This window comes from Nitrospiraceae bacterium (assembly GCA_035623075.1).
Lineage (GTDB): Bacteria > Nitrospirota > Nitrospiria > Nitrospirales > Nitrospiraceae > DASPUC01.
On sequence record DASPUC010000029.1, the window covers coordinates 55,333 to 80,859 of the forward strand.

Consider the following 25,527-nt stretch of genomic DNA (forward strand, 5'->3'; position numbering starts at 1 on the left):
TGGAAGTAGACGAAGCGTGGCGAGTCTCTCAGCGGTGTGCCTGCTCAACTCCCGCGAGGATGTGCCCTCCATACGTTGACTCCTCGAATGAACCGAACTTCATTGGAATCCTGGCTCTGGTTGCGAGCCATCGAAGGGGTGGGAGATGCGACAGTGCTCAAACTTGTCCAGCAGTGGAAGACTCCAGAAGCCGTATGTGCAGCGTCAATCGATGAACTGATGGAAGGAGGGTGCAGTCTCCAACTGGCCGCGGCCATTCACAAGGGACCTGATACGCACAGTCGACGGAGGATCGATCGCGAGTGGACGGCTATCGAACGGCATCGTACACGGATGCTTAGCGTCTTGGATCGAGACTATCCTGTTCGACTGAAGATGATCCCGGACCCGCCGCCCCTCCTGTATGTCGCCGGGACCTTGACTGACGAAGATAGACTGGCCGTGGCGATCGTCGGTGCGCGCAGAGCTTCGCCTTCTGGTCGGCTCGTGACGGAAGAGCTGAGCCGCGATCTTGCTGCGACAGGCGTCACGATCATCAGTGGATTGGCCCGTGGTGTTGATGCAGCGGCGCACCGAGGTGCGTTAAACGCGAATGGGCGCACCATCGCCGTCCTCGGGTGTGGAATTGACCGTACCTATCCGCCGGAGCATGATCGCCTTCGGAAACAAATCGAAGAACACGGTGCCGTCCTGTCTGAACTTCCGATGGGCACGTCGCCCCACAGTCATCATTTTCCGCGCCGTAACCGCATCATCAGCGGATTGTCCTTGGGCGTGATCGTGACCGAGGCCGCGATGAACAGTGGGTCGTTGATCACGGCGAGGTTAGCTGCGGACCAGGGGCGGGAAGTGTTTGCGGTGCCCGGTCACGTGAAGGAAGAGACAAGTCGAGGAACGAATAGCTTGCTGAAAGATGGAGCTGGATTGGTCGAGCAGGCGCAGGATGTGTTACATGTATTGATGCCGCAGTTGGACCCGGAGCTCCGGGTGAAACTGCACGATTCGGTGCCGCTCAAGAAAACCGTTGATCACTTGGGAAAAGAGGAAGCGCTCGTGTATGATGCTCTCTCGTATATCCCAGCCTCAGTGGATATTGTAATTGAACAGACAGGCCTCCACGCGTCAGCAGTGGTCACTGCGCTCTTATCGCTCGAACTACAACAGCGAGTGCGTCAGCTGCCGGGGCAACGCTACCTGAAGACCTAGGAGGCGCCGGAGGAAGTCGCCCAGTTGCATGTGTCTGCTATATTTGATACGGATAATACGCTAGCGACCTTTCAGAGACGGAGTGTTCATGGCCAAATCGCTCATTATTGTTGAGTCTCCCACCAAGGCACGGACGATCACCAAATATCTTGGTCGGGGTTATACGGTGATGGCCTCGGTCGGGCACGTCAAGGATTTACCCACCAGCAAGCTCGGGATCGATTTAGAGCACGATTTCAAGCCGCACTATGTGACGATCAAGGGTAAATCGAAAGTGTTAGCCGAGATCAAGCAGAAAGCGGAAGCGGCGGACAAGGTCTATCTTGCGCCAGACCCTGATCGCGAGGGTGAAGCGATTGCCTGGCACATCGCGCAAGAATTGAAGGGGAAAGCCAAGAAGAAAAAGGACGAAAAAGTCTTTCGGGTGCTTTTCAACGAAATCACTGAGTCGGCGATCAAACGCGCGCTGCAATCTCCGGGACAGATCGATATGAAACTCGTGAATGCACAGCAGGCGCGGCGTGTGCTCGACCGGATCGTGGGGTATCAAGGGAGCCAGTTGCTTTGGCACAAGGTACGTCGTGGCTTATCCATGGGGCGTGTTCAGTCGGTTGCTGTTCGGTTGATCTGCGAGCGGGAACAGGAACGCGAAGCCTTCCGCGCGGAAGAATATTGGTCGGTGACGGCGCTCCTCGCAGGAGCGAATCCGCCTGCCTTCGAAGCCAAGCTTCATAGTATTAATGGTGAAGAAGCCTCCATTGCCTCCAGCGAAGACGCGCAACAGGTTGTCACGGCTATTCAGGGGAAAACCTTCGCGGTTGAGTCGATCGAACGAAGGGAAAAGAAGCGAAATCCCGTGGCCCCGTTCATTACGAGCCGATTGCAGCAGGAGGCTGCGCGAAAGCTTCATTTCTCACCGAAGAAGACCATGACATTGGCCCAGCAGCTCTATGAAGGTGTGGAAATCGGTGCAGAGGGGGCGACGGGGCTCATTACCTATATGAGAACCGACTCACCACGGATTTCTAATGAAGCGATGACTGATGCACGACAGATGATTCAGGATCGATTCGGTGCGGAGTATCTTCCTGCTACGCCGAATATTTATAAGACCCAGAAGGCTGCCCAAGAAGCCCACGAGGCGATCCGCCCGACGGCCGCCTCACGCGATCCGGAATCAATCAGGCAATATCTCGAGCCGGATGTCTATAATCTCTACAAGTTGATCTGGAATCGATTCATCGCCTCTCAAATGGTCCCGGCCATTCTGGACGTCACACGGGTCGAATCAAGCCCGATGAATACGAAAGATAAGTATCTCTTCCGGTCGACTGGAACCGTGGTGAAATTTCCCGGTCATACGATTGTCTACCTAGAAGGCATCGATCGAGAACTCTTCGCTCAAAAGCCGAAGGGTGAGCAGGAAGTCGAGGATGACAGCGAACGACAGTTACCGGTGCTCAATGAGGGTGAGCAGTTGCGATTGGTTTCGCAGGAAGGTGAGACGGTCCAAGGTCTAACCTCAAAACAGCATTTTACGCAGCCGCCGCCGCGATATAACGAAGCATTATTGATCAAAGAGTTGGAGGAGAAGGGCATCGGACGCCCGTCGACCTATGCCTCAATCATCTCGACGATTCAGGATCGCAAGTACGTCGAGAAAATCGAGGGTCGATTTGCTCCGACGGAAACCGGGCGGACCGTGAACGACTTTCTCATGAAGGGATTTCCGGACCTTATTAATGTCGATTTCACGTCACAGATGGAAGAGGAGTTGGACGAAGTCGAGGAAGGCAGCAAACCGTGGGTGGCAGCTATCCGTGATTTTTACGAGCCGTTTACACGCGATATGGAAAAAGCCAAGACCATTCCGGGTCCCAAAGATACTGTCGAGCCACCGACAAATATCCCCTGCGAAAAATGTGGTCGTATGATGGAAATCAAGTGGGGGCGCAACGGGAGGTTTCTTGCCTGTCCGGGGTACAAAGATGATCCTCCGTGTAAGAATACGCAAAACTTCGAAAAGCTTCCGGACGGCACGATCAAAGTGGTGCCAAAACAGGAATTTACGACCGATCAAACATGCGAGAAATGCGGGAGTCCAATGGTCGTCAAGACTGGGCGATTCGGAAAATTCATCGCGTGTTCTGCTTATCCGGAATGTAAGACGACTAAGCCGCTGGCCTTGGGCGTGAAGTGTCCACAACCCGGTTGTGGTGGCGATCTCGTCCAAAAGCGCACCCGTAAAGGTCGTTCGTTTTATGCATGCAGCCGGTATCCGGAATGCGAATATGCGCTGTGGGATCGCCCGGTAAACAAAACCTGTCCAACCTGTCAGGCCCCGTTCCTCGTGGAGAAAATCAGTAAGCAGACCGGGCGGAGCGTTCAATGCCGTAATGAAGACTGCGGCTACCGCGAAGCCGGATAAGCTCCTCTCTCACCTTCTTCCTTCGACATCAATTTCATGTCAATTGAAGAGCGCTTCGTGCTTTTTCTGTGCTGCGGGACTCGCCGAGTCGGGCGAGATTGAGAATTCATGTCATCTGACTCTGAGAGACGGAATCAAAAGGACGGCGTCCACCAAGTTGACGAAGGTTTAAGTCGCATCGATAATGCAATTGTGATACCGATAGAACGTCCGATCGCACGCACGACTAACCGCTGAAGGGAGGACAATCATGAAGGCAAAAGAAGGTATCGTGAATATGCTGAACAAGATTCTCACAGCGGATCTGACCGCGATCAATCAGTATTTCGTGCATGCCAAGATGTGTGAGAACTGGGGCTATGAACGTCTCCATCACAAAGTCCGTGAGCGCAGCATGGATGAAATGAAAGATGCAGAGGAGTTGATTGAGCACATTCTCTATCTGGAAGGCGTGCCCAACGTTCAGCGGTTGAATACGGTTCAAGTCGGTGAGACGGTACCGGAACAGTTCAAATTGGATCTGAAGGCGGAGCAAGAGATGTTGGTCTTGTTAAGCGACGGAGTCGTGCACGCCACCAAGGTCGGTGACTTTACGACTCGCCACATGCTTGAAGACATGGCCGAGGATGTGGATGCGCACATTGACTGGATTGAAACCCAGATGGAAACGATCGATCAAATCGGATTGGAAAACTACCTCGCAGAACAAATCAAGAAAGAAGGCTCATAGGCGCATATTGGGCGAGAGGGATCATCACGGTTCCGCTCGGCGATTGTGCTCACTGCAGCTGAACATCTCCTCTCTCCCGTTGCCGGTTGAGTTAGAAGATCACCACCCAAGGATGCGCTGCCGCGTTTGATTTCATCCCCTATTCGTGAAAGTGGGTGCGGGGGCCTCAGGAGGAAGAGAGGGCCCCCGCAACGGGAGTGGGAGAGAACAATCTTCCCACTCCGCGGCCAATGTGTCGGGCACCGGCATGACAGCTGTGCAAACGGCGCTTGACCAGCACGTCATTGGTAATCCTCATTAAGTGATTTGAGAAATGCAACCAGTGAAGCGACGTCCGCAGCTGTGAGGGCGATGCCTTGCAGCTGCGCGTCTCCGTTTCTGAGAGTTCCGGCACGGGCCTGGTTTGAAGATCCAATATAAAATCCAATAATGCTGTCCAAGGTATCGAACTGGCCAGTGTGCATATAGGGCTGAGAATGCCCGAGATCTCGCAGACCCGGCGTCTTGAATCGGGCAATCGCTTGGTCCAAAAGTGTCGCGTCAGAGAGAGGGCATGGAACTTGATCATTGCATAGAATTGCGCGAATTTTTGCCTGAGGGTTCGGCATGTCCGGATTGGCGAAGATATTCCAGACTCCCAAGTCGGTCAGCGTGGTTCCAGACGAAGGGATGGACCGAAACCTTCCGCTTGCGCTGGGATGCTGCTCCGTGGCCGGCAGGTCGTTCGGCGTTCTCGTGGCCAGGGTGGGAATCGAGAGCGCGGCAAATGCGCCCGGCGCATGCCCTGTACCGGTGGCAGGGTCATCAAATTCTTTCTGTGCGACTCCAGTATTGTGTAACTTGAAATCGGTAAAGTCCGGTACGGCGTGACAGACAAGACAGTTGCCAATCTTGCCCGCCGCTATTTCGCCCGCCGATGCCGGGATGGCTGCGGGCTCTGTGAGGAAAATCTTCAGCCCGGCCAGTTCTGGTGCTCCAAACGTAAAACTCTGTCCCGGATGGAACTGAAATTGGCCGTTAGAGGTATTGGGGTTCGATGTCACGAATTGCGGGCTGGCCAGTCCGTTCACAAGCGTGCGAAGGCGGCGGCTATAGTCCAACGGTGACTCGTTAGGATCCGGTTGCTGTGGCAAACCATTGATCTCCAGGAAGACGTCAAAGGGTGAACGAATGGGGATGCCGGTGTCCGTGGGATTCCCAAAACGAAGGCTGTTGACGTACTCGGCGACCACATTCACGACCGCCGTGAATATTTCCTGATCGGTGGCTGTTCCAATCGAGATGCGGTACTCCGGCGGCAATCTGAACTCAAGAGGAATATTTCGGCTTGTGCCGGCAAAGAGGATCGAATATGGCAATCCATCGAATTGCTCTGCAATGATACCCGTTCCATCATCGCCCCGCACCACGCTGGCGATATGCGCGATGGCTTGTGCCTGTTCACCAGGGAGCCAGCCGAAGTTGCGGCCGGTATAGGTTCCAGTGATCAGGTCTTCAATCGAATTGAACTCGGTGTCAAAGTGCAAGAGGATGCCGTCAGGCCGGTCCAGGGTTGCGTTCACCAATGGAGGGGAATTGCGAGGGGTGAGGGTCAGCCCATCGCCTCTGTCCGGGATCGGGCTTCGACGGGCGAAGTCGGCGTAGGTCCGCATTCCCCCACCCGGAGTGGTTAAAACCTCGTCAACGAGGTGGCATTGGCGGCAATTCATCGACAAGCCTCTGAAAGGACCTGGAGCGATCGGCGCACCCGGCGTAGTGGTTTGCAAGACAGTCATGACAGGATCACCGACAGTTGCATTGTTCACATTACCACCGTTAGCCAGGTATGCACTAAAGGCCTGAGCGAAACGCGTTTCCACGAACAGCCGTTCTCCGACATTAGCTGCAGTATCTGGATCTGGCGGGGCCTGGACACTGGCGGCAACTCCGCCGGAAGAACCTCCTCCCGAACAACCGTGAGCATAGATCAATGCAACCAACGCAAAAAATGGGACCGAGAGAAAATACACTGCGCGTAAGTAATTCATGGCGACTCCTTGTTATGGATGCAAGTAATATCGTAGTCCGAGACGAATGAATTCTGGAGTGTGTGACGTTTGTGATGTGCTGTCTGTGCTAAACAGAAACCGCAGATTTCGACGAGGCTCGGGTCGAATTGAGTGCCAGAAGCGATTCTGAGGATTCTGTATGCTATACGCTCTCGAATCTCAGAAGAGCTGACCTTTGGCACGTGAATGGCGTCAAACGCGTCAGCGATCGCGAGAATTCTGGCTCCAAGCGGGATGAACTGTCCCCGGATTCCATAGGGATAGCCTGTTCCATCCCACCGTTCATGGTGGTGTGCGATGATTGTTGAGGCCTCTCTCAAAAACGAGAACGGTTCCAGGAGTCCGGCGCCGAGCCGGGGATGGTTCTGAATTGCAACATAAGAGTCTAAGTCGACATGACGCCGATCCGCCATCAGGCTAGGAGGGAGCATCAGGAGTCCAACATCATGGAGGAAGGCGGCGAGTTTGAGTGCGTGCAACTCGTCAGAAGTCAAAGCTACATTCTGTCCAATCATGATCGCGGTTGCAGCTGTGCGGCGGCCGTGGCCTGCCTGCCAGGGAAGGGCGCGGTCAATCTCCTTGGTCACCTGGCGGACGAGAATACTTTCCACGTCCCGACGCGACGAGGCTGGGAGCTGTAGGCGATCGATTTTATGGAGCAGGCCCTGAATCTTCAGAATGACAGGATGACTCACAGTTGGGATATGGAGTGACATATCGAATCCTTTAACAACAAAAGAGCCCACGATCATTGAGCATTGATCGTGGGCTCTGGGCGACGAGGCCTCTGGCCGCGGAGATTGAAAGAGCGTGTCCGCTATTTCATCCTTCTTCTCCTTGCTTTCCCGCCAGGAGCGGCTGCTTCAATATCCACATCTCATAGAGGGGAATCGCCATCATGATAAGAAACCCCACCGTCATGAAGACATCCCCAGTAAGCATGGTGAATACGAAGAGCGGAGAGATATAACTGATCAGCCAGGGCGAGACCAAGTCCAACATCACGCCGCCGAACGCCACCCACGTCGTGCCTTGCTTGATGCCGGGGCTGGTCGAAGTGAGATACAGAACGTGCACGAGAATCATAAAGACGACCGGCATCGTAAAGAGGTGAAAATGGGTCACTTCGGCCAACTCTCTAAACGACATCGGTTCACCGAATGTTGCGTCGGATCCCCGATAATGATCGGCAATGCCTTGTGGAGAAAGTCCCGTCATGCTGTGCGCCCAAAAGAAGGAAAAGAAAAAGCCTACGAACATCAAGAGCAGGAACAAGGTATACAAAAGCCGAATGTGCCGATCCGTATCTCGAAGGCGGAACCTGGCATTGAAATTTCGCATGGTCGAGAAGGTATCGGCGACGTTCAATTTCCGAAAAGAAAACCGAAGAACCCTCTCTCCGACCTCCGTGCGGCAACGGTGTCACTGCCGATCCCGGCCGGCTTCATGTAGAACTCATCGACGAGAACAAGCACCCGTTTGATGCCTGCAGTCATCGAACGGACCGACATCGTGGCGCCGCTGATATTGATGATGTCCTTGTTCAGCCGAACGGGATCCAGAACGGTCTTCCCTTCATACTGCACATTGAAGCGTTTAGTTCGCACTTCGCTGCCCCGTGCCTCTCGGAACACCAGCAACTCCACGTCCGAAACCCGTCCTTCGTTGTCGACACCGACCATATACGTCATCGGCTTATGCTTGCCGATAGTATTCTGGACCAAGGCGTAGCCATCAACCTGTGTGCCGGTTTCGCCGATGTACACTTCAAAGGACTCTTCCGGGAATTTCCAGCCGATACGCTCTTCAATTTCTTTTTTCTTGTCAGGACTCAGCGTGATCACGTCTTTGCGGACTCGCTCTGATTTCGGAAACATGATCTTGATACATTCTTCTTCGGTCATGTAGACATCGGCACGTCTCATTTCCATCTCCGTCAGAAAGCGGTTGAGATCGGCATCCCAGATGCGTTCCGCTTTGGCGAAAGAGGGAACCAGCAGGACGGTGGATAGGATTAGGAGGAGGCAGCTTTGAGAGGTCATGTGGTGACACAGCCCTTCTCATTTATTGTCTTTCTGATTCGATCTGTGACGGATGCTTCTGCCTCTTCGGATGGGTCGATAGGCCACCACCTGGTTGATTGTTGGCCGACGCCGCCCTTTAAGTGCCACCGTTGGCGAGTTTCAAGTACACTGAACGACACGACATCATTCAGCCGTTTTACCGCTATCGACATGCGAGTTCGTTCCCGATTGCCGAACCCCTCACGATCGAATATTCCGTAGGTGCGTTCCGCACCTTCTACCTCTACCCAATTGGTTTCTATGACCCCTTTATCCTTGTCCGCCACCTGTACCGGTCGATCCTTGACAGATAGCACGGCAGCATCCCAGGCGACGTCATACGAACACACGTAAAATTGATCTTTGCTCCCGCTCACTGATGCACAGCCACTCCAAGAGAGAGAAGCTATGAGGACAACACTACCGATTCGCACGGACGGCACGCTCCTTATGGATGCTGCTGCAACCGTCCCGTCTGAAAGGGAGGGTTGCAGACAAACAGTTTAGAAATACGTCGCGGCTGAAATCACGAGTGCGTTGTCATGGATTCGCGCGCCTAGTCCGCTGTTTGCGTTGGGATTGAACGCCATCGGCTGATATTGATAGCTGATCTTGAAGACGGCATCTTCAATCGGTCGATAGTTGAGACCAAAGGAAATTTGCTGCAGATTGCCGAACCCGCCTGTACCGTTGAAATTATCCAAGTCGGTGTTGACCCTGTCATAGCGGATCACGGCGGTAAGCGTTGATCCCTCGCCAAACCGCTTCGGTGACAACTTGGTCAAGAACGCCGGCATGAAATGATAGTTGCCCTGGATATAATACCCATTCATGCGCTGAGGCGGGATACCCAGTCCGCTGTTGCCTGGTTGGGCAGTCAACAAGGCCCCTACTGGAAAACCGGTACTAGAGCTGATGGAACGAGAGTTCCCTCGCGCATAGGCCCAGGCTGCTTCACCGATGAGTTCAAACGGGCCTCGTTGGAAGGTCCAGTCTATCGCCGAAATGCTAAGAGAATTGTAACTACCGTTGGGGGCACCATTGCCATAATAGCTTGATCCACCTACTTCGACGCCGAGCATCGGACTATAGGCCAAGCGTCCAACCCAGGCCTTGCCGTTATTGATGTCTAAGCCATCGGTTGAAGGGCAAGTCCGCTGTCTGGAATCCATCGTCCCGCCTGCCTCATTGATCCTGGGAGTTCCATCGTTATTGTACGAGCAGGGTCCCGTTGTCACGTACAACTCATAGTCTAGCTTGCTCGTTCTGCCCGGATAGAACGTGCCATAGATCCCTGCTCCGGTTTCAGATATTGTCGACGGAATAACGTATTGGCTGACGAGTGGACGATCGGTTAAGTCGTTCAAGGGCGAATCGTGTAGTAAGTTGAACTTGCCGATAGGAAGCAAAATAATCCCAGCTCGCAGATTGACTTTTTCATTGATGAGATAGTCCATGAAACCAAACTCCAAACTGACTTCATTGGGGCTTCCGGTTTCTTCTCGAATGCCGTGCTCAATTTCCATTTCCGATGCAAACTTCACGTGCTCAGTGACGTCCGCATAGATGAACGGAATAAATCGCTGCTGATCGAACCCATTCGAAGTGCCTCCGTAGTCGTTTTCGATGCTGCCCTTGCTCTGGGATCGGTACTGAATGTCGAAATATCCGCCGACGATGGCCTTTGGTGCTGCCACAAACGGCTTGGCGTAGACCAAGCGTCCTGAACCGGTTGAGCCGAACGAGAGAGGCACTCTTTCTTCCCCCGGTCTCTCTACCTTGACGTCCGTCATGGGGCCAACGGGAACAGGGTATTGTGCGCCAGGCGGCGCTTCTTCCCGGCGCTCCATTCCTCCTTCACGGCGTTGTTGTTCTTCCAGACGTTGCTTCACTGCTTCATCGACCATCTTCTTAATTTCCTCCGGGGTCATTTCCGCCCAGGCCGGGATCACCGGCAAGCTGGCGATGACGAGAGCCCCGAGGATTGACCGGATCCTCATGGTGAACCTCCAGATTGAGAAGGTGGTTGGTCTGACTCGGGACTCGTTGGTCTCTGGTCTGCCAGTTCAAGACGCACACAGCACGAGGAAATTTGTTCTTGTTATGGCACCTCCTTGTCATGGCTATTCTGTGCTTGAAAGAGACGTCCATCCTTCGATAGAGGAGAATGGAATCATCACGATTCGTTTGCACCGCTTGCACTTCAACTCCAATCCCCGTTGTCCCATCTTGGCGATAAGTTGGCCGCACTCGCAGCGGGTTTCGCCGGCTGGTGAGCAAGCAGTCGATTCCACTTTGGCCGTGGGCATGCGAGCAATCAGTACTAAATGAAATTGAGAACGATTATTAATATCCTATTTGCACGATCAGTGTCAAGCGTTTAATGCCAGCTCTCTCCAGCTCAGAAGAGGGTGCATCAGATCAACTGATTCTCTATAATGGGTTCATGCGCGAGACTTTGGCTTACTTGGGCTGGCGAGAGAGATGGGCAGGGATGCTGCTTCTCATTCTGACCGGATGTGTGACTGAATTGCCTTCAACCGCCGAGTCAGTAGACGGTTCGGCAGCACTTGCAGTTGGTCGAGTCACCACATTGTTGACCGGTGAGAGAAAAAGAATTTACGAGCCGGCGCTTCGCACATTTGAGTTGGAAAACCAGCAAACACACGAGCGATTTCGCGTGGATGTGCAGTCTGACGATGAGCAGTTTACTCTGTCTCTCCCCCCTGGAAAGTATGTGCTGAATCGAATCCAGATCAGCGAAGGACCCTTCCTATCGATAGCCCAACTTTCTGCCTCATTTGCGCTGGAGGAGGGGACCATCACATATCTAGGAACGTGGCGGTTTGGGGTCGATTCTCCGCGATATGGACGGATGGTCGTCCTGTCTATGGTTCTGGACGACGAGGACAGGGCGCAGGCTGAGCAGATCATCAAAGAGAAATACCCGGCTCATGAAGTCCAGCCCGTTATGTCAGTGTTACCAGATCCGGCCGCTAGCGAAGCACGGTTATATGAAGTTATGCCCTACCCTCGCTATCCGCGATATTTCCAGCGGCATTACTGGTAAAGATCTCGATGCGGCAGGTACGTTCCTCCGTTTCCAACTACCTTTTCGCGATCTTGCTTGCAGCGCTGACGGGAGTGTCAGGCTGTAGTAGTGTACCCCATCCTTCAAATCCCGCGGTCATCAAACGTGCTCAGACGCACATGGGCACGTTGGTCACGATCACCGCCGTGGCTGAAGATGAGCGCATCGCACAGGCTGCGGCCAATTCAGCTTTTGCCGAAATTCGTCGTTTGGAGGGACTGCTAAGTACCTGGATTCCGACCAGCGAACTGTCCCGCGTCAACGCCGCCGCTGGATCCGCAGCCGTGCCAGTCAGTCCTGAGACGCTGGCGGTCGTGCAATATTCGCTTCAAGCTGCCGAACTGACGGATGGAGGGTTCGACATCGCGATTGGACCCGCGGTCGAGGCGTGGAGTGTGACGGAGCGTCAACATGTTCCGACCGAAGTCGAACTGCAGCAACTCATTCCCCTCGTGGATCTCCAAGGCATACATGTCGATGTATCGAAACAGACCGTCTCACTGGATCGGGCCGGTATGCGAATTGATATCGGAGGGATCGGGAAGGGTTATGCGGCAGACCGTGCCGTTGAAGTAATGCGGAAGGCGGGAGCAACGGCCGGGGTAGTCGCCCTATCTGGCGATATCAAAACGTTCGGGCAACTGCCAGATGGACATGGATTCCCCGTCGGCATTCAACATCCACGCAATGAAGGAGCGATCCTAGCCTGGATCGAATTACAGGATGAAGCAATCTCGACGGCGGGGGATTATGAACGTTCCTTTGAGCGGAACGGTATACGCTACCACCATATCCTGGATCCACGGACGCTCCAACCGGCTCGCGGCTGTCAGAGCGTCACAGTGATTGCCCGTGAAGGTGTCTGGGCTGACGGGCTCGATACCGGGATCTTTGTCATGGGACCTGAGCGTGGTATGGAACTCGTCGAGCACCTGGTTGATGTCGAGGCCATCATCGTCGATGCTGAAGGCCGGATGTTGGTCTCGTCCGGCTTGAAGAACAGGATTCGTTTGCCCTAACGTGGCGAGTCGAAGAGGGGTCCAGATAACAACACATAGAAGACAACCTGCGACGAAGCGAGGAGCTTCTTCACCACGCCGTATCAGCCATTTCGACTTACCGATCGAGTCGATAGTTCATCGGAATCTTGACTGTCACACGCGGCTTCTCCAACGAGTGTGGCAGCGAAAAGGGAGCTGCGCGTCGCATCAGATCGACGGCGGCTTTATCAAGCGTCGCGGAGCCCGAACTCTGAAATACCTCAACGTTCTCGACCCCTCCATCCTCGTTGATCACCGCCTTCACCACAACCTTTCCTTCCGCGTGATCCGCGCGCGCCTCAGCGGGGTAATGTTTCAACTCTTCCACACGACGCAGGATTACCTCTGATAACCACCCGTAATCGGCACGGGCGGGGCTGTTCGCTCCGACCGGCGCGAGCGCAGCAACTTGTGCGGCAGATGAAGCGGCTTGAACAGATGGTTCTGACGGTGATGGTGTCGCGTGTGGTGTAGTGGATGGCACCGTCTCTGGCGATGCGGTCGCCATCGGAAGGATGGGTGTCGGTGGCTCCGGATGTGTTGGCGTAGCAAGTGCCCGAGAATCCGATTCTTTCTCAGGTAAGGCCCGTGCAGTTTCGCTGTGAGCAATCTGATGTGAAGGGTCGACAGATTCAACGGGAGTCGGCGTATGGTTGATCGAATCAACAGACGATGAAGGCACAATTGGTGCCGGAGCTGATACAGGTGAAACAGGGTCTGCAGGTTTTACTGCTTCCGGCGGTGTCGGCATTATGGTTTGTGGAACTGGATTCACCGTGTGCGATTCAAGTAACAGTGGTGATACGGGAATGGCCGTCGCAGCTGTCATCGGTGGCCTGGACTTGCGGGATTCGGACTGTATCGGCTCCGACGCGGGGGGAGTTGGGTGCTTCTGATGTATGGTCTCCGGTGTACTCGGTTGGGTTGTAGGAGGGCTTTCAGCTGGAGATGCTGGCGGGGAAGACGGCATCGATGAAGAGACAGACGACACCAGCGTCACGTCCCATTTGAAGACATCCACTTGCGGAGCCAAATGAACGTGTTGAACAAAAAAAACCGCTCCGACGACTAAGCTTCCGTGCAGGAGCATAGAAGCCACCCACCCAACTGCATAGCAGCCGGCGTGGGCATCACCGCAATGCATTTCTGTCATCGTCACAGCCTGATCACCTCCAGGCTGACCTGCCTGAAACCGAGATTACGGACTTCATCCACCAGTGCGACGAATCGTTCCAGGAGTGTGACCTTGTCGGCCCGAACGACCACGGCTGACTCGCGAGACTGTGTGATGAGGGCTGCAGAGAGTTCCCCCTCGGCAAGCGGCTGGTCGTTCAAATACAGTTTCCCTTCCGAGGTCAGTGTAATGACGATCGGCACGTCCTTGCGATCGCCGACTTCCTTGGCCTTGGCGAGATTGACCGGTATCTGGCCTGTGCTGATGAATGTGGCGGTCGTGAGAACGATAACCAACAGGACCAGCATCACATCCACCAAGGGGATGACGTTAATCTGGTTAACCTCGCGATCCATGCTGCACCTTGTACTGAGTGAGAAGCTCCGAGATTCTTCGACGCAAGACATTGTTCAATACGACGCAGGGAATGGCGACGAGGAGGCCCACGGCTGTCGCTTTCAGCGCGAGGCTCAATCCAATCATAATGGTATTGACCGCCATGGTGCCGGACGTGCCCATGGTGTGAAAGGTGAGCATGATGCCCAGCACGGTGCCGAGCAGGCCGATGTACGGGGCGTTGGCCGCGACGGTGCCGATTACGACCAATCGACGCGTCAAGGCGATTTCCAACAGCTGAGAATTCGGGTATTGGGCCAGATCAATGCGGCGATAGAACAGCCAGCGCTCAACCGCAACGGCGACGCACCAGACACTCAAGGCCACCAAAAGACCGATAATTCCGTAATCGACCGCGTTCTTTAACGCTTCCATCAACAGCTCCTTCTACTCCTTGGGAGGGACATGACGGGCCGGCGGGAGAGGGACCGTCGCATAGGCCGATTCATGCTGCCAGAATGGCAAAAGGGCTGTCAATGCTCCAGTTTGGAGGAGGGAGGTCCGAATAGGCCGCGAGCCGGTTCTCAGGAGGGAACGTTCGATTGCCTAAAAAGCACCGAATGCGACGCGAGCACACGAAGTTCAACCGCCGTCCCTTCCTCATAGACGCTCGTAGAGCCTTGACTGCTGTGAACGACCTGCCCTGAGGGAAGGCTGACCGCGTAGAGATTTTCCGATCCATGGAATTGGCGGGAAATGACGCGCGAGGACGCGTCCTTCGTGGGGACAAGGTGAATATCATCCGGGCGAATCATGACGACGACAGCCGTACCATCCTCACATTCCAGCGTATTCGAGAATTCACCGAGCTCGGTGTGGACCATCCCGTTGGAAACCGTTCCAGGAATGAAGTCCGCTTGGCCGACAAAGTCTGCAACGAAGGGCGTCGCCGGCAGGTGATAGATCACTTCCGGCGTGTCAAACTGCTCGACGGTACCTTGATTCAAAACCGCGATCCGATCTGCCATGGCAAATGCCTCGTCGTGGTCGTGAGTCACAAGGATCGTGGTGGTCTTGGTCCGTCTCAAGAGATCATGCAGTTCCTGACGCATGCGGCTGGCCATGTCCGGGTCCAAGTTGCTGAAGGGTTCGTCCAGCAGCAGAACGACGGGATGTTGGACGAGAGCGCGAGCCAATGCGACGCGCTGCTGCTGGCCACCAGACAGCTCGTGTGGGTAGCGTCGATCGAAACCTTCGAGTCCGACCAGCTGAAGCATCTCTTGCACCCGCGCCTTACGTTGGCGGCGCGGCAGCTTCCGAAGGCCGAAGGCAATATTGTCTTGGACACGTAGGTGGGGGAAGAGCGCATACTCTTGAAAGACCATCCCGACATGTCGATATTCCGTGGCCACCAGCATATCCGACGAGGACACCAACTCTCCTGATAAAAAGATCTGGCCGGATTGGACCGGCTCAAGCCCTGCGATCGCCCTAAGGATCGTCGTTTTGCCGCATCCCGACGGGCCCAGCAAACACAGAATCTCTCCTTCACGGGCCACAAACGAAACCGCGTGAACAGCCGGACGATCAGTTCCATAAGCACAGGTCACATGCCGTAGCTCAAGGACAGAAGAGGCCGGCCTATACAAATCGCCTTGTGCTCTGATCTCCTCGATCGGATGAGGCGTCAGGGAGGAGTCTTTGGTCACCAGGGATGCCCTTTCCGTTATGCCGCTCGCCAATCTTTCGATACCAGCAAGAGCAGAGCGGGGAGACTCAAGAACACGATTAACAACGCCGGAGGCGCGGCTAATTGATAGTATTCTTCGCTCGCTTCAAGCCAGACTCGAATCGCCAGCGTGTCGAACCCTACCGGCCGTAACAAGAGTGTGGCCGGCAATTCTTTCATGGTTTGCAGGAACATCAACACCCAGGCCACGATAAATCCATTTCGCACTAACGGGAGCGTGACGCGCCGCCAGGTCTCCTGGACACCCAGGCCGAGCGTGCGTGACACTTCTTCCAGGTTCGGGGTGACCTGTTGGAGCGCCGGTTCAAGCGATTGCAATCCGGCCGGGAGAAAATGAATGACGTAGGCCACAATGAGGATGAGCACGGATCCATACAAGACATGCATCAGTTTGGTGGATAAAACCAAGACCGCCAATGCAACAGCAGGACCAGGAAGCACATAACCGGCGTAGGCGGCTTGCAGACATCCAAGATTCAGCCAAGTGGGACGCCGGCTTGCCAGATATGCGAGAGGGAGACCGATCAATACGCCGCCCGTCGCGGCACAAGCGGCGAGCAGAGCGCTATTCGAGACGAACCCCATGAATCGGCTGTCGAGCGTGGCCTGGGCTTCCGTCGAGAAACTCCAATTCACCAAGAGATAGGCTGGAATCACGAATGCAGAGCCGAGGATCAAGCCCAGATAGCCGGTGGCGAAGCCTGTTCCCATCAAGCCGCACTGATGTCGCTGTGGCAAGCGATAGCGGCCGGTCGTTTGATAAAACCGGCTGCGGTGCCGAAACCACCGCTCTGCGACGAGAAAGAGCAGAGCCAGTCCGACCAGCAAGAGGCTCAGAATGCTAGCCGCGCTGTTGTCAGACCGTCCGGTCATTTGCTGGAACACGGCGTAGGTGAGCGTTTGATAGCGGAGGAGGGAGACTGCACCGAAATCCGATACGACATAGAGGATCACCAGTGCCAGTCCGGCGACGATCGAAGGACGCATGAGAGGCAATGTCACACGCCAAAGAGTCCAGAAGCGGGACACGCCGCTCGCTCTGGACACTTCTTCGAAGGAAACGTTCAGGTTCAAGAGCGCACTTCGAGTGAGAAGATAGACAAAGGGGAAGGTGTCCAGTGCCATTACAATCGTCGCGCCGAGGTAACCGTGCGGTGAAAACAGTCTGGCCTGCGGCCCTGCCACAAACTGCCAGAAGTGTTCGATCGGTCCCCCAAATCCGAGCAGGTACGAGTAGACATAGGCCAGGACGTAGGTGGGCATGGCTAAGGGCAACACGAGCGAGCCTTCCCAGAATCGACGGCCAGGAAACTCGAATCGCGTGACAACCCAGGCGGTGGATACTCCAAGGACCAGCGTGATGACCGCCACACTGGCGGCCAAGGTGACGGTGTTGAAGAAGAGTTCAGGAATTCTGGTGGCCCACAAGCGGCTCCAGACGGCAGGATCCGCTGAGAGCGCCAGTCCTGTCACATAGCCGAGAGGAAGGAGGATCAACCCAGCACTTGCCAACGCCATGAGTTGCAGGGGAGACGACAATTGCTGGCGGATGGTGATCACGTGGGTTCCTTGGACCTATCGGAGCCCCACTTGTTCGATCAGCGTCAGGGTTGGTTCACGCAATTCAGCCAGTCGTGTGAGAGGAACCTGCGCTGCCCGGAAGCTTTTTCGCTCGATGAGGGCAGGATCGGCCTTGACGTCAGCGTGGAGCGGATATTCCTTGTCGAGATCGGCGAACAGCTTCTGGCCCGCTTGGGCGACGAGAAATTCCACCAACAGTTTCGCACTATCGAGATGTTTCGTCTGCTTGATAATCCCGACACCAGCCACATTCATGATCGAGCCCATGCCGCCTTCCTGTTGATCCGGCATGAATACGGTAATCGGTGCGCCGGGTTGTGTTGCCAGGTGACGATACACATAATAATGATTCACAATACCGAGCGAGACCTGGCCTTTTGCGACGGCTTCCACGATCTGCGAACTCTTCTGGTAGACCTGCGTGCCGCCATTGTCCCGAAGGCCGATGAGGAATTGCTTGGTCCGCTCGTCTCCATAGGTCGCCCGAATCACCGACACTCCGGCCTGCAAGTATTCACTGCCAGAATTGGGAATTGCGATCTTGTCTTTCCATTTGGGATCGGCGAGGTCCAGCAAGGATCGTAACTGATCCGGCTTCACCTGATTCGTATTGTAGACGATGATCCAAAAGCGTCCGGACAGACCGACCCAGCTGTTGTCCGGCGCGCGGTACTGCGAGGGAATGGCGCGATCGATCTCCCGCATATTCAGCGGATGGAGAAGGCCCGCCGTGCGTGCCAGTTCCAAACTGCCGGCATCGTTGGTAATGAAAAGATCCGCCGGTGTACGGTCTCCTTCCGCCTTGAGCCGGTTCAACAACTCTGTTGTTCCAGATGAAAGCAATGCCACCTGGATTCCGGTCTTTGCGGTGAAGGCGTCGAGCACCGGTTTAATCAGCCGTTCCGCACGGCCGGAGTAAATGGTCAACTTATCAGTTGCGGAGCTTGCGGAGGGAGTCACGCCAGGTCCAGTGACCAGCAGGCTCGTGAACAAGAGAAGCAAGGACCAGAAAATCCTTTTGGTCAGAAATGCGGTGCGCACGTCAAGCATAGCGGTACGTCCTGTGTAATTGAAATTGATAAGCCCTCTCAAAATGATACTAGAAAAGGGTGATTGCCGTCAATGACGGCAGCGGGAACAGAGGCCGTACAGCTCGAGGCGGTGTGTTTGGATGGTGAAGCCGTTCTTGGCTGCGACTTCTTCTTGGAGGCGTTCGATCTCGCAGTTTTCGAACTCCACGATCTTGCCACATCCGGTACAGATCAAGTGGTCGTGGTGTCCCTTGTGCGAGACGTTGTCATATTGAGTCTGAGACCCGAAATGGCGGGCTTGAGCCAGACCTGCATCGCAAAAGAGGTTAAGAGTACGGTAGATCGTGGCTAAGCCGAGATGGGGGTCACTCTTCGCCAGCTGATGGTACATGGCCTCCGCTGTGATATGTTCCTGGCGAAGGAAGGCACTGAGGATCAACTCACGCTGGCGCGTGAGCTTCAACTGATGTTTGGCCAGGTGGTTTTTGAGGGCCTCCATCTCTTTCGCATTTTTACTCGACGCCATGATCAACCTCTGGGGGTCGTCATTAAAAACCAATCTCGGCGGCTGGTCAAGAGGCGAGGTCGCCATAGAGAGGACGGGCGGAGAAAGATTTGACGGCCTTCGCCCGTGCTGTCTATAGTCCCCTCTCCCACGAGCCAGCTGATATAGGATAGTGCTTCCAAATGCGCAAGCCTGATCAGATTACCATCGATCGTGCGCTCCTACTGTACGTGCTGGATTTAGCAGAGCCGCACGGCCTGCTCAACGATGTGAAACTGCAACAGCTGTGCTTTCTCTGCGAGCTCCAGATGTTCGGAAAAGGATTAAGAGGCTTTCACTTCGAATTCTTTCGCTTTGCGTATGGGGCATTCAGCAAGGATTTGGACAACGATCTAACTTCGCTACGCCGCAAGGAACGGGTGGAAAACTTTACCCTGTCCGACCAGGCCCGTGAGGAAGTGCTCCCTCTCCTGCACAAGGGGATCGAAGAAAACGAACCGAATCAAAAGATGACGGAGATCCTTCAAGCGGTGGTGGCAACCTATGGACCGCAGGACAGTAGCGCCATTATGGCATCCGTGGAATCAGTGGAACTCAGTACGCCGGCCCAGCCGGAATTGAAAATCCCCATCCGCGATATCGTCTTCCATACGACGCTCTTGGTTCCGCCCCGCATCGACGTCCAGGCAGAGTTCACGCTTTCTCCACCCCTGCTCGCCAAACTGAACGCGGCAATGGGGTACTAGCCTCTTACGAGGAGGCAAGTGGTGCGGGGCAAGAGGCGAGTGAGAAATTCACCGAGCGCTTCCACGACCGCCAGCTCCTTGCCCCTGGCCTCGTGCCCTGTACCTACAGTCGGTACAGTTCGCCGTATTTCCGTTCGACATAGGAGAGAAATGGGTCGGGGCTCAGGCTCTTGCCTGTCACGCGCTGAGCCAGATGGTCCGGTGTGAACGTTCGGCCCCATCTGTGGATCTTTTGTTCCAGCCACCGGCGAAGAACGAGGAGTTGACCGGCTGCGATCTCATTATCCAGATGCGGAATTTCCAGCCGTGCCTGCTCGTAGAACTGCACAGCGTAGAGATTGCCGAGGGTGTAGGTGGGGAAATAGCCGAAAGCTCCCAATGACCAGTGCACGTCCTGCAAGACCCCGTCGGCATCGCCGACCGGAACGATGCCGAGATAGTCCTTCATTTTTGCATTCCAGATGCCGGGCAACTCTTCCGCTTGCGCGCGGCCCTCAATCAAGTCCTGCTCGATCTCGAACCGCAGCATGATGTGTAGATTGTAGGTGAGTTCATCCGCCTCCACCCGGATCAGCGAGGGTTTGACCAGATTAATCGCAGCGTAGAACTGTTCCATGTCCACGCTGCGCAGTTGATGGTGAAATTCCTGCTGGAGGATCGGATAGAAGAAGCGCCAAAATGCGCGCGATCGGCCCACACAGTTTTCCCACATGCGGGATTGGCTCTCGTGAATCCCGAGTGACACCGAATCGCCGAGCGGCGTGCCGTAGTAGCGGGGATCGAGCCCCTGGTCATAGAGCCCGTGGCCACCCTCATGGATGCAACTGAACAAGCAGGATTGCAACTCCTGTTCATGCACTCGCGTCGTCACGCGAACATCCGTGGGATGGAACGAGGTCGTGAAGGGATGGGCGGACAGATCCAGACGGCCTCGCTCAAAATCATAGCCCATCGCGATCAAGACCAGCCGGCCGAATTCGAGTTGCCGCGCCTGATCGTAGGTGTGGAACAGGATCTTGTCATCCACGTGAGCCGTGCTCTTGGTGATTTTCTGCAACAAGGGGACGAGGCGGGCCTTCACTTGAGCGAACAGGGGGCGCAGCATCGCGATGGTCGCACCCGGCTCATAGACGTCTAGCAACGCGTCATAGGGCGAGTCTTTGTACCCCAGATAGTGAGTTTCTTCGCGTTTGAGGGCGAGGACGAGCTGGAGGTTGGGAAGAAACAGTTGAAACGAGTTTTGCTCCTTCGCCTCCGCCCAGACTTGCTGGGCGAGCGAACATTCCCGGCTCAACTTGATGACGAAATCGGACGGCAGTTTTTTAGCCCGACTGAAGTCCCGCCACACTTCGCGCAGCATTGCGCGTGAAGGTTCGTCCCACGCATCTCCAGGTTGATCGACGGCCTGGCCCGTACTTGGATCGATCCAGCCGGCAAGAAGAGTCTCGATGTCGGAAGACACAAACTTCTGGTGCGCGATTCCTTGGAGCGTCGCGATTTGGTCGGCGCGGGCGTTCCCACCGCCGGCAGGCATATACGTTTCCTGATCCCAAGAGAGGACCGAGGCGGCGCTGTTGATCCGCTGGATTTCAAGTAATTTGGCCGTCAAGGGTTCCAGTGTTGTCAGTGTCTTCACGCGCCGCCTCCGTTTAGGCCATCCCGAGGGGCATGGGGCGAAGACCGCACCGGTCTCGCGCCTCGTGCCAGGAACCGTTCGAATGATGTATGATCTCGCCGCTTCAGTGTACGAAAGGGCGTCAGTGATTTTCAAACCTGTAACGGGATCGATGAGATGAAAGAATTAGTACCGGTTGAGATCGAGGCCTACGCCCAAGCGCATTCGATGCCGGAGTCCGATCTCTGTCGAGCGTTGCGCGAGGAAACGACCAAACGTATGGAACTTCCGCAGATGATGGTCGGGCCGCTGGAAGGCGCGTTCTTGAAAGTGATAACACAGATCGTCGGGGCGAAACGGATCCTTGAAATCGGCATGTTCACCGGCTATAGCGCGCTCTGTTTCGCCGAAGCGCTGCCGGAGGGCGGAACCGTCCTCACCTGTGAGATCGACGACGAGTCAGCGACCCTCGCCCGCGACTACTTTGCGCGATCGCCGCACGGCAAAAAGATTGAAATTCGGATGGGGCCAGCTTTGGACACGATGCGGTCCCTCACCGGTCCGTTCGATCTGATCTTTATCGATGCGGACAAGACCAACTATGTCAATTACTACAGGCGAGCCCTTGACCTCATGTCGCCCAACGGAGTCATCCTCGTCGACAACGTGCTCTGGGATGGTGAGGTGTTACGCCAGCCGCCACCGGACGAGCGGACGGCGGCCATTCAGGAACTCAACCGTATCGTGGCTGCTGATTCCCGTGTCACAGCGGTGTTGCTCACGATTCGAGACGGAGTGTTGATGATTCGACGAAACGTGAACACCTCATGATGAGCAAACCCACGGACATGGGGGCTTACGGCGCGGTGATCACCGCGGCCGTGCTGTGGGGCGGCTCGATCGTGGCGCAGAAGATGGCGCTCGGGTCCTTCTCGGCTGTCGAGGCCTCCATCTTTCGCGACACCGGTGGCTTGCTCATTCTCCTTACAACGTGGTGGTGGCAGGACGGCACGTTCGCGAAACTGTCGAAGACGGCTGTGCGGACTCTCTGCTGGTTGGGGTTGTGCGTCCTCGGGAATCACCTCCTGATTCTCATCGGTCTCCGATATGTGAGTGGGGCGGTGGCGGGAGTTATCATCGGATCAAGTCCGGTGGTGACGTCGTTGTTGTCCGCGATTCTGATTCATGACGTTCCGCTGCGCACCGTGTGGATGGGAGCTGTTCTGTCCTATGCGGGAGTCGGGTTGGTCTTGGCGGCAGGCCTCAGTGCAGCAGGCGATCAGCCGCTGCTGGGCGGGTCGTTGGTGTTTCTCGGCGTCGTGAGTTGGGCATTGTACAGCATCGGCAGCCGTTCGATCATGGAACGGGTCCCGGCGCTCACGGTCAACTGGACGACGCTACTCGTCGCAACGGTTCTACAACTTCCATTGCTCTGGACCGATCGGAAAATGCTGGAGGCGGGTGCAGCCTCGGTGACGGTACCGGATTGGTTCGCGCTCGGCTATCTCGTCGTGTTTGCCACGGCTGTCGCGCAGCAGGCGTGGTTATTCGGAGTCAAAGGTGTCGGCCCCTCGCGCGCTTCGGTGTTGGGGAATTTGACCCCTGTGGCCGCAGTCGGGCTCTCGGCGCTGATCCTGCGCGAATCGGTTGGTCCGGTCGAGGTCATCGGCATCACGCTGATTTTAGCCGGCGTCTGGGTGGTGCATAGGCAGACTTCGAAACTCTCGCCATCATAGGCCTGTCTTTTCTCTCCTCGATCTGTTCTATGGATTCCAGTATGATACGGCTCCTTTTGAGGACGTTGCATGATCGAGCGGCGCATTGAAGAAGTCACCAAAGCCAACCAACGGTTTTATGAAGCGTTCGAAAGCCTGGACATTGCCAAGATGGATGAGGTCTGGGCACATCTCGAATATGTCACCTGCGTGCATCCCGGCTGGACCATCCGCGCCGACTGGCCTGCCGTACGCGATTCCTGGGTGCTGATCTTCAACAATACCTTCTCGATGAAATTCGAGCTGACCGAGGTCATGGTCCAAGTGGCGGGCGATATGGCCTGGGTCATCTGCGTCGAGAACATCACCAGCCAACAATCGGCAGATGAGCCTCAGCAGGCGAAGGTCCTAGCAACAAACCTCTTCGAGCGGATCGGGGATGAGTGGTTGATGATTCATCATCACGGGTCGGCGGTAATGCGCTAGGACCTGAATGTGTTTCCGTGCTCGCTGAGCGCGCACACGGGAATTATTGGATGGTTATATCGCGGGCGGTGCTCGCTCAATGCGCGCAATTGAAACACATCCAGGCCTAGCCATGGTGAGGTAGAGGAAAAGATATGCCCAGTGGACGCGCGCACGATGAGAATACTCAGGCCGCTACTCACATTGGGAGAAGATCGGTGTCTGTCACTTTATTTTGTCTTGAACAATGGAATCTATTCAGGGTGCTCTTGACGCCATTTGTCGTAGCAGTCGTCGCAACGGGTCATGTCCCCGTGCAAGCGGCTGACGCGCAGGTGCCGACGCCGGAGATGCAGTCAGCGCCAGCTCCACCGACTCCTGAGGAGCGAAAACCTGCGGTCGAGGAGCTGTATCACTCAGTGAGGAAACCGCCGCCGCCGCTGGAAGTCTTGCAAAACCTGAAGGTCGTGGTGGATTATGATCTGTTACTGCGCGAAGATTTCTACACCGAGGACAACTTGAAGCAGTTTTTTGGCGGGCAGAAAGTGACATTGAATTATGGCGGAAGCCATGGCGAAAACCCGTCCGGTGCTGTCTTGCAGTTTGGCGCGATCGCAGCGCCTATCACGACTCGTATTGGATCAGTCATGGAAGCTTTGCAGCTCTCCTTCAGGAGGACCGTGCTGCGCAATCATCCGGTCAATAGCCACCTCCACTTCGCCGTTGAAACGAGTCTAATCACGTTTGACAATGTCGAAGCCGTCTTTGGGAAGGCGTGGAAAAGTGTCCTTGACCCTGGCTCCATCATGCACCCGCCGGGAGATAGGTACAGTGGCCCTGCTCTCCCTCGCACAGGCCGCCATGCCTACGAGCTGATTCGCTACAACTTCGACCACATGGTGGCGAAGGGTGAGGTCCATGTGAAATTCAGTCATGATTCTACCTTGCACTATGTGGAGATTGTTCAAGATTATAGAGAGTAGTGACGGGAATAGTTTTGAGCTGGACATGACATGGCGCGGGTCGAGTATTTCTTGAACTATAGCAGAGGGACGTAATGAGAATCGTGTCGTTGTTGCCGAGTGCGACGGAAATGATTTGCACGCTCGGATTGGAAGATCAGCTTGTCGGAGTAACGCATGAGTGCGATTATCCTCCGGCGGTGTTGCAGCTGCCGAAGGTTACGCACACGCTGATTCCGAAGGAGGCAACGAGCGGTGAGGTCGATCGCTTGGTGCGAGAGCAATTAAGAAAAACGCGGGCTTTGTATAGGCTCAGTCTGCCGTTGTTGAAAGAATTACGACCCAACCTGATTGTGACGCAATCGCTCTGTGATGTGTGTGCCGTAGCTCAGGATGAGGTGCAGGAAGCCCTCGCGCAATTGCCCGGCAGCCCTCGTGTGATCAACCTTGAACCGCAGTCTCTATCGGATGTCTTCGAAGCGATGCGCCAAGTAGCCGTTGCGGCTGGCGTCTCTGCGGAGGCTGCGATTCAGTCGCTCACGGCGCGCGTTGATGCAGTCACCGCGCGATCAGCCACGCTGACCCATCGTCCTCGCGTGGCGTTGCTGGAGTGGCTCGATCCCCCGTTTTCGTGCGGTCATTGGAGCCCCGAATTGGTCCGGTTGGCCGGCGGGATTGAAGGGCTGGGTCAGGAAGGGCGGCCTTCACGGACACTCCGATGGGAAGAGGTCGTCGCCTGGCAGCCGGAAGTTGTCTTTGTCGCTTGTTGCGGCTTGAACGTAGAGCGTACGCTGCACGACCTTTCACTGGTTCAATCGATTTCTGGTTGGCAGGAACTGCCTGCCGTTCGGTCTGGTCGCCTGTTCGTCACGGATGGTTCGCAGTATTTCAGCCGTCCCGGGCCTCGCCTCGTCGACAGTCTTGAAATGTTGGCGCACATTCTTCATCCTTCGATGCATCCGTTGCCGAGCGGGCTGCCGACTCCCATCGCCGTCAACAGAGCTTGTGTCGGCTCCAATTGAGTCATGGGAAAGAAGGAGG

Annotated in this window: 26 protein-coding genes; 12 read left to right on the top strand and 14 right to left on the bottom strand. The window is 55.5% G+C overall.

The window, feature by feature from the left end; translation table 11 throughout:
• The first annotated feature begins 87 nt into the window (after nucleotides 1-87).
• From dprA to bfr, 3 genes are all read left to right on the top strand, one after another.
• On the top strand, nucleotides 88-1,206 hold the full coding sequence (dprA, locus tag VEI50_10365; protein ID HXX75520.1) for a DNA-processing protein DprA: 1,119 nt from the start codon (nucleotides 88-90) through the stop codon (nucleotides 1,204-1,206).
• Nucleotides 1,207-1,294: 88 nt separating this feature from the next.
• The gene (gene topA / locus VEI50_10370) at nucleotides 1,295-3,634 is read left to right on the top strand and encodes a type I DNA topoisomerase (protein HXX75521.1); all 2,340 of its coding nucleotides are present in this window, start codon (nucleotides 1,295-1,297) and stop codon (nucleotides 3,632-3,634) included.
• A gap of 250 nt (nucleotides 3,635-3,884) precedes the next feature.
• Nucleotides 3,885-4,364: a bacterioferritin gene (bfr, locus tag VEI50_10375; GenBank protein ID HXX75522.1), complete on the top strand. Its 480-nt coding sequence runs from the start codon at nucleotides 3,885-3,887 to the stop codon at nucleotides 4,362-4,364.
• Between the two features lie 281 nt (nucleotides 4,365-4,645).
• Here the strand turns inward: bfr and VEI50_10380 are convergent, their stop codons facing one another.
• From VEI50_10380 to VEI50_10405, 6 genes are all read right to left on the bottom strand, one after another.
• Complete coding sequence (locus VEI50_10380; GenBank protein ID HXX75523.1) at nucleotides 4,646-6,391, bottom strand: hypothetical protein; 1,746 nt, start codon at nucleotides 6,389-6,391, stop codon at nucleotides 4,646-4,648.
• On the bottom strand, nucleotides 6,388-7,128 hold the full coding sequence (locus tag VEI50_10385) for an HD domain-containing phosphohydrolase (GenBank protein ID HXX75524.1): 741 nt from the start codon (nucleotides 7,126-7,128) through the stop codon (nucleotides 6,388-6,390). Before VEI50_10385 ends, VEI50_10380 begins: the two co-directional genes overlap by 4 nt.
• A gap of 106 nt (nucleotides 7,129-7,234) precedes the next feature.
• Nucleotides 7,235-7,753 (bottom strand): hypothetical protein, encoded by a 519-nt coding sequence (locus VEI50_10390; protein HXX75525.1) that lies wholly within the window; start codon nucleotides 7,751-7,753, stop codon nucleotides 7,235-7,237.
• A 23-nt stretch (nucleotides 7,754-7,776) separates the two neighbouring features.
• Nucleotides 7,777-8,454 carry an FMN-binding protein gene (locus tag VEI50_10395; GenBank protein ID HXX75526.1) on the bottom strand — a complete coding sequence of 226 codons (678 nt, stop codon included), beginning with the start codon at nucleotides 8,452-8,454 and terminating at the stop codon, nucleotides 7,777-7,779.
• Nucleotides 8,451-8,792: a hypothetical protein gene (locus VEI50_10400; GenBank protein HXX75527.1), complete on the bottom strand. Its 342-nt coding sequence runs from the start codon at nucleotides 8,790-8,792 to the stop codon at nucleotides 8,451-8,453. Before VEI50_10400 ends, VEI50_10395 begins: the two co-directional genes overlap by 4 nt.
• Nucleotides 8,793-8,978: 186 nt before the next feature.
• A complete protein-coding gene (locus VEI50_10405) occupies nucleotides 8,979-10,475 on the bottom strand; it encodes a TonB-dependent receptor (protein ID HXX75528.1) in 1,497 nt (498 codons plus the stop codon).
• A 446-nt stretch (nucleotides 10,476-10,921) separates the two neighbouring features.
• On the opposite strand from VEI50_10405, the gene VEI50_10410 reads away from it, so the two are divergent.
• Nucleotides 10,922-11,545, top strand: a complete 624-nt coding sequence (locus tag VEI50_10410) for a hypothetical protein (GenBank protein ID HXX75529.1) — start codon at nucleotides 10,922-10,924, stop codon at nucleotides 11,543-11,545.
• An 8-nt stretch (nucleotides 11,546-11,553) separates the two neighbouring features.
• Nucleotides 11,554-12,585: an FAD:protein FMN transferase gene (locus VEI50_10415; GenBank protein ID HXX75530.1), complete on the top strand. Its 1,032-nt coding sequence runs from the start codon at nucleotides 11,554-11,556 to the stop codon at nucleotides 12,583-12,585.
• Between the two features lie 97 nt (nucleotides 12,586-12,682).
• Here VEI50_10415 and VEI50_10420 read toward each other — a convergent pair whose 3' ends face one another.
• Nucleotides 12,683-13,114 carry an energy transducer TonB gene (locus VEI50_10420; GenBank protein ID HXX75531.1) on the bottom strand — a complete coding sequence of 144 codons (432 nt, stop codon included), beginning with the start codon at nucleotides 13,112-13,114 and terminating at the stop codon, nucleotides 12,683-12,685.
• Between the two features lie 164 nt (nucleotides 13,115-13,278).
• On the opposite strand from VEI50_10420, the gene VEI50_10425 reads away from it, so the two are divergent.
• On the top strand, nucleotides 13,279-13,536 hold the full coding sequence (locus tag VEI50_10425; protein HXX75532.1) for a hypothetical protein: 258 nt from the start codon (nucleotides 13,279-13,281) through the stop codon (nucleotides 13,534-13,536).
• A 225-nt stretch (nucleotides 13,537-13,761) separates the two neighbouring features.
• Here the strand turns inward: VEI50_10425 and VEI50_10430 are convergent, their stop codons facing one another.
• The 6 genes from VEI50_10430 to VEI50_10455 form a co-directional block, all read right to left on the bottom strand.
• Nucleotides 13,762-14,136, bottom strand: coding sequence for a biopolymer transporter ExbD (locus VEI50_10430; protein ID HXX75533.1), 375 nt, complete (start codon nucleotides 14,134-14,136; stop codon nucleotides 13,762-13,764).
• The gene (exbB, locus tag VEI50_10435) at nucleotides 14,120-14,551 is read right to left on the bottom strand and encodes a TonB-system energizer ExbB (GenBank protein ID HXX75534.1); all 432 of its coding nucleotides are present in this window, start codon (nucleotides 14,549-14,551) and stop codon (nucleotides 14,120-14,122) included. Before exbB ends, VEI50_10430 begins: the two co-directional genes overlap by 17 nt.
• A 149-nt stretch (nucleotides 14,552-14,700) precedes the next feature.
• Nucleotides 14,701-15,825, bottom strand: a complete 1,125-nt coding sequence (locus VEI50_10440; GenBank protein ID HXX75535.1) for an ABC transporter ATP-binding protein — start codon at nucleotides 15,823-15,825, stop codon at nucleotides 14,701-14,703.
• Between the two features lie 17 nt (nucleotides 15,826-15,842).
• Complete coding sequence (locus VEI50_10445) at nucleotides 15,843-17,426, bottom strand: iron ABC transporter permease (protein ID HXX75536.1); 1,584 nt, start codon at nucleotides 17,424-17,426, stop codon at nucleotides 15,843-15,845.
• Between the two features lie 15 nt (nucleotides 17,427-17,441).
• The gene (locus tag VEI50_10450) at nucleotides 17,442-18,497 is read right to left on the bottom strand and encodes an extracellular solute-binding protein (protein HXX75537.1); all 1,056 of its coding nucleotides are present in this window, start codon (nucleotides 18,495-18,497) and stop codon (nucleotides 17,442-17,444) included.
• Between the two features lie 69 nt (nucleotides 18,498-18,566).
• Nucleotides 18,567-19,004: a Fur family transcriptional regulator gene (locus tag VEI50_10455; GenBank protein ID HXX75538.1), complete on the bottom strand. Its 438-nt coding sequence runs from the start codon at nucleotides 19,002-19,004 to the stop codon at nucleotides 18,567-18,569.
• Nucleotides 19,005-19,165: 161 nt separating this feature from the next.
• Between VEI50_10455 and VEI50_10460 the strand changes: the two genes are divergently transcribed.
• On the top strand, nucleotides 19,166-19,729 hold the full coding sequence (locus VEI50_10460) for a hypothetical protein (GenBank protein ID HXX75539.1): 564 nt from the start codon (nucleotides 19,166-19,168) through the stop codon (nucleotides 19,727-19,729).
• A 103-nt stretch (nucleotides 19,730-19,832) separates the two neighbouring features.
• Here VEI50_10460 and VEI50_10465 read toward each other — a convergent pair whose 3' ends face one another.
• The gene (locus tag VEI50_10465; protein HXX75540.1) at nucleotides 19,833-21,365 is read right to left on the bottom strand and encodes a carboxypeptidase M32; all 1,533 of its coding nucleotides are present in this window, start codon (nucleotides 21,363-21,365) and stop codon (nucleotides 19,833-19,835) included.
• Nucleotides 21,366-21,521: 156 nt separating this feature from the next.
• Here VEI50_10465 and VEI50_10470 point away from each other — a divergent pair, with 156 nt between their 5' ends.
• The 5 genes from VEI50_10470 (at nucleotide 21,522) to VEI50_10490 (ending at nucleotide 25,508) form a co-directional block, all read left to right on the top strand.
• Nucleotides 21,522-22,175, top strand: a complete 654-nt coding sequence (locus VEI50_10470) for a class I SAM-dependent methyltransferase (protein HXX75541.1) — start codon at nucleotides 21,522-21,524, stop codon at nucleotides 22,173-22,175.
• Nucleotides 22,172-23,080, top strand: a complete 909-nt coding sequence (locus tag VEI50_10475; protein HXX75542.1) for a DMT family transporter — start codon at nucleotides 22,172-22,174, stop codon at nucleotides 23,078-23,080. Before VEI50_10470 ends, VEI50_10475 begins: the two co-directional genes overlap by 4 nt.
• A 69-nt stretch (nucleotides 23,081-23,149) precedes the next feature.
• The gene (locus VEI50_10480) at nucleotides 23,150-23,545 is read left to right on the top strand and encodes a nuclear transport factor 2 family protein (GenBank protein ID HXX75543.1); all 396 of its coding nucleotides are present in this window, start codon (nucleotides 23,150-23,152) and stop codon (nucleotides 23,543-23,545) included.
• A 197-nt stretch (nucleotides 23,546-23,742) separates the two neighbouring features.
• On the top strand, nucleotides 23,743-24,507 hold the full coding sequence (locus VEI50_10485) for a hypothetical protein (protein HXX75544.1): 765 nt from the start codon (nucleotides 23,743-23,745) through the stop codon (nucleotides 24,505-24,507).
• Between the two features lie 74 nt (nucleotides 24,508-24,581).
• Nucleotides 24,582-25,508: a cobalamin-binding protein gene (locus tag VEI50_10490; GenBank protein HXX75545.1), complete on the top strand. Its 927-nt coding sequence runs from the start codon at nucleotides 24,582-24,584 to the stop codon at nucleotides 25,506-25,508.
• Nucleotides 25,509-25,527: the final 19 nt, after the last annotated feature.

Bases quoted from the DNA above. Each gene is read 5' to 3' on its own strand.
- dprA (HXX75520.1), top strand. From the start codon at position 88: ATGAACCGAACTTCATTGGAATCCTGGCTCTGGTTGCGAGCCATCGAA.
- topA (HXX75521.1), top strand. From the start codon at position 1,295: ATGGCCAAATCGCTCATTATTGTTGAGTCTCCCACCAAGGCACGGACG.
- bfr (HXX75522.1), top strand. From the start codon at position 3,885: ATGAAGGCAAAAGAAGGTATCGTGAATATGCTGAACAAGATTCTCACA.
- VEI50_10380 (HXX75523.1), bottom strand. From the start codon at position 6,391: ATGAATTACTTACGCGCAGTGTATTTTCTCTCGGTCCCATTTTTTGCG.
- VEI50_10385 (HXX75524.1), bottom strand. From the start codon at position 7,128: ATGTCACTCCATATCCCAACTGTGAGTCATCCTGTCATTCTGAAGATT.
- VEI50_10390 (HXX75525.1), bottom strand. From the start codon at position 7,753: ATGCGAAATTTCAATGCCAGGTTCCGCCTTCGAGATACGGATCGGCAC.
- VEI50_10395 (HXX75526.1), bottom strand. From the start codon at position 8,454: ATGACCTCTCAAAGCTGCCTCCTCCTAATCCTATCCACCGTCCTGCTG.
- VEI50_10405 (HXX75528.1), bottom strand. From the start codon at position 10,475: ATGAGGATCCGGTCAATCCTCGGGGCTCTCGTCATCGCCAGCTTGCCG.
- VEI50_10410 (HXX75529.1), top strand. From the start codon at position 10,922: ATGCGCGAGACTTTGGCTTACTTGGGCTGGCGAGAGAGATGGGCAGGG.
- VEI50_10415 (HXX75530.1), top strand. From the start codon at position 11,554: ATGCGGCAGGTACGTTCCTCCGTTTCCAACTACCTTTTCGCGATCTTG.
- VEI50_10420 (HXX75531.1), bottom strand. From the start codon at position 13,114: ATGGCGACCGCATCGCCAGAGACGGTGCCATCCACTACACCACACGCG.
- VEI50_10425 (HXX75532.1), top strand. From the start codon at position 13,279: ATGAAGGCACAATTGGTGCCGGAGCTGATACAGGTGAAACAGGGTCTG.
- VEI50_10430 (HXX75533.1), bottom strand. From the start codon at position 14,136: ATGGATCGCGAGGTTAACCAGATTAACGTCATCCCCTTGGTGGATGTG.
- exbB (HXX75534.1), bottom strand. From the start codon at position 14,551: ATGGAAGCGTTAAAGAACGCGGTCGATTACGGAATTATCGGTCTTTTG.
- VEI50_10450 (HXX75537.1), bottom strand. From the start codon at position 18,497: ATGCTTGACGTGCGCACCGCATTTCTGACCAAAAGGATTTTCTGGTCC.
- VEI50_10455 (HXX75538.1), bottom strand. From the start codon at position 19,004: ATGGCGTCGAGTAAAAATGCGAAAGAGATGGAGGCCCTCAAAAACCAC.
- VEI50_10460 (HXX75539.1), top strand. From the start codon at position 19,166: ATGCGCAAGCCTGATCAGATTACCATCGATCGTGCGCTCCTACTGTAC.
- VEI50_10470 (HXX75541.1), top strand. From the start codon at position 21,522: ATGAAAGAATTAGTACCGGTTGAGATCGAGGCCTACGCCCAAGCGCAT.
- VEI50_10475 (HXX75542.1), top strand. From the start codon at position 22,172: ATGATGAGCAAACCCACGGACATGGGGGCTTACGGCGCGGTGATCACC.
- VEI50_10480 (HXX75543.1), top strand. From the start codon at position 23,150: ATGATCGAGCGGCGCATTGAAGAAGTCACCAAAGCCAACCAACGGTTT.
- VEI50_10490 (HXX75545.1), top strand. From the start codon at position 24,582: ATGAGAATCGTGTCGTTGTTGCCGAGTGCGACGGAAATGATTTGCACG.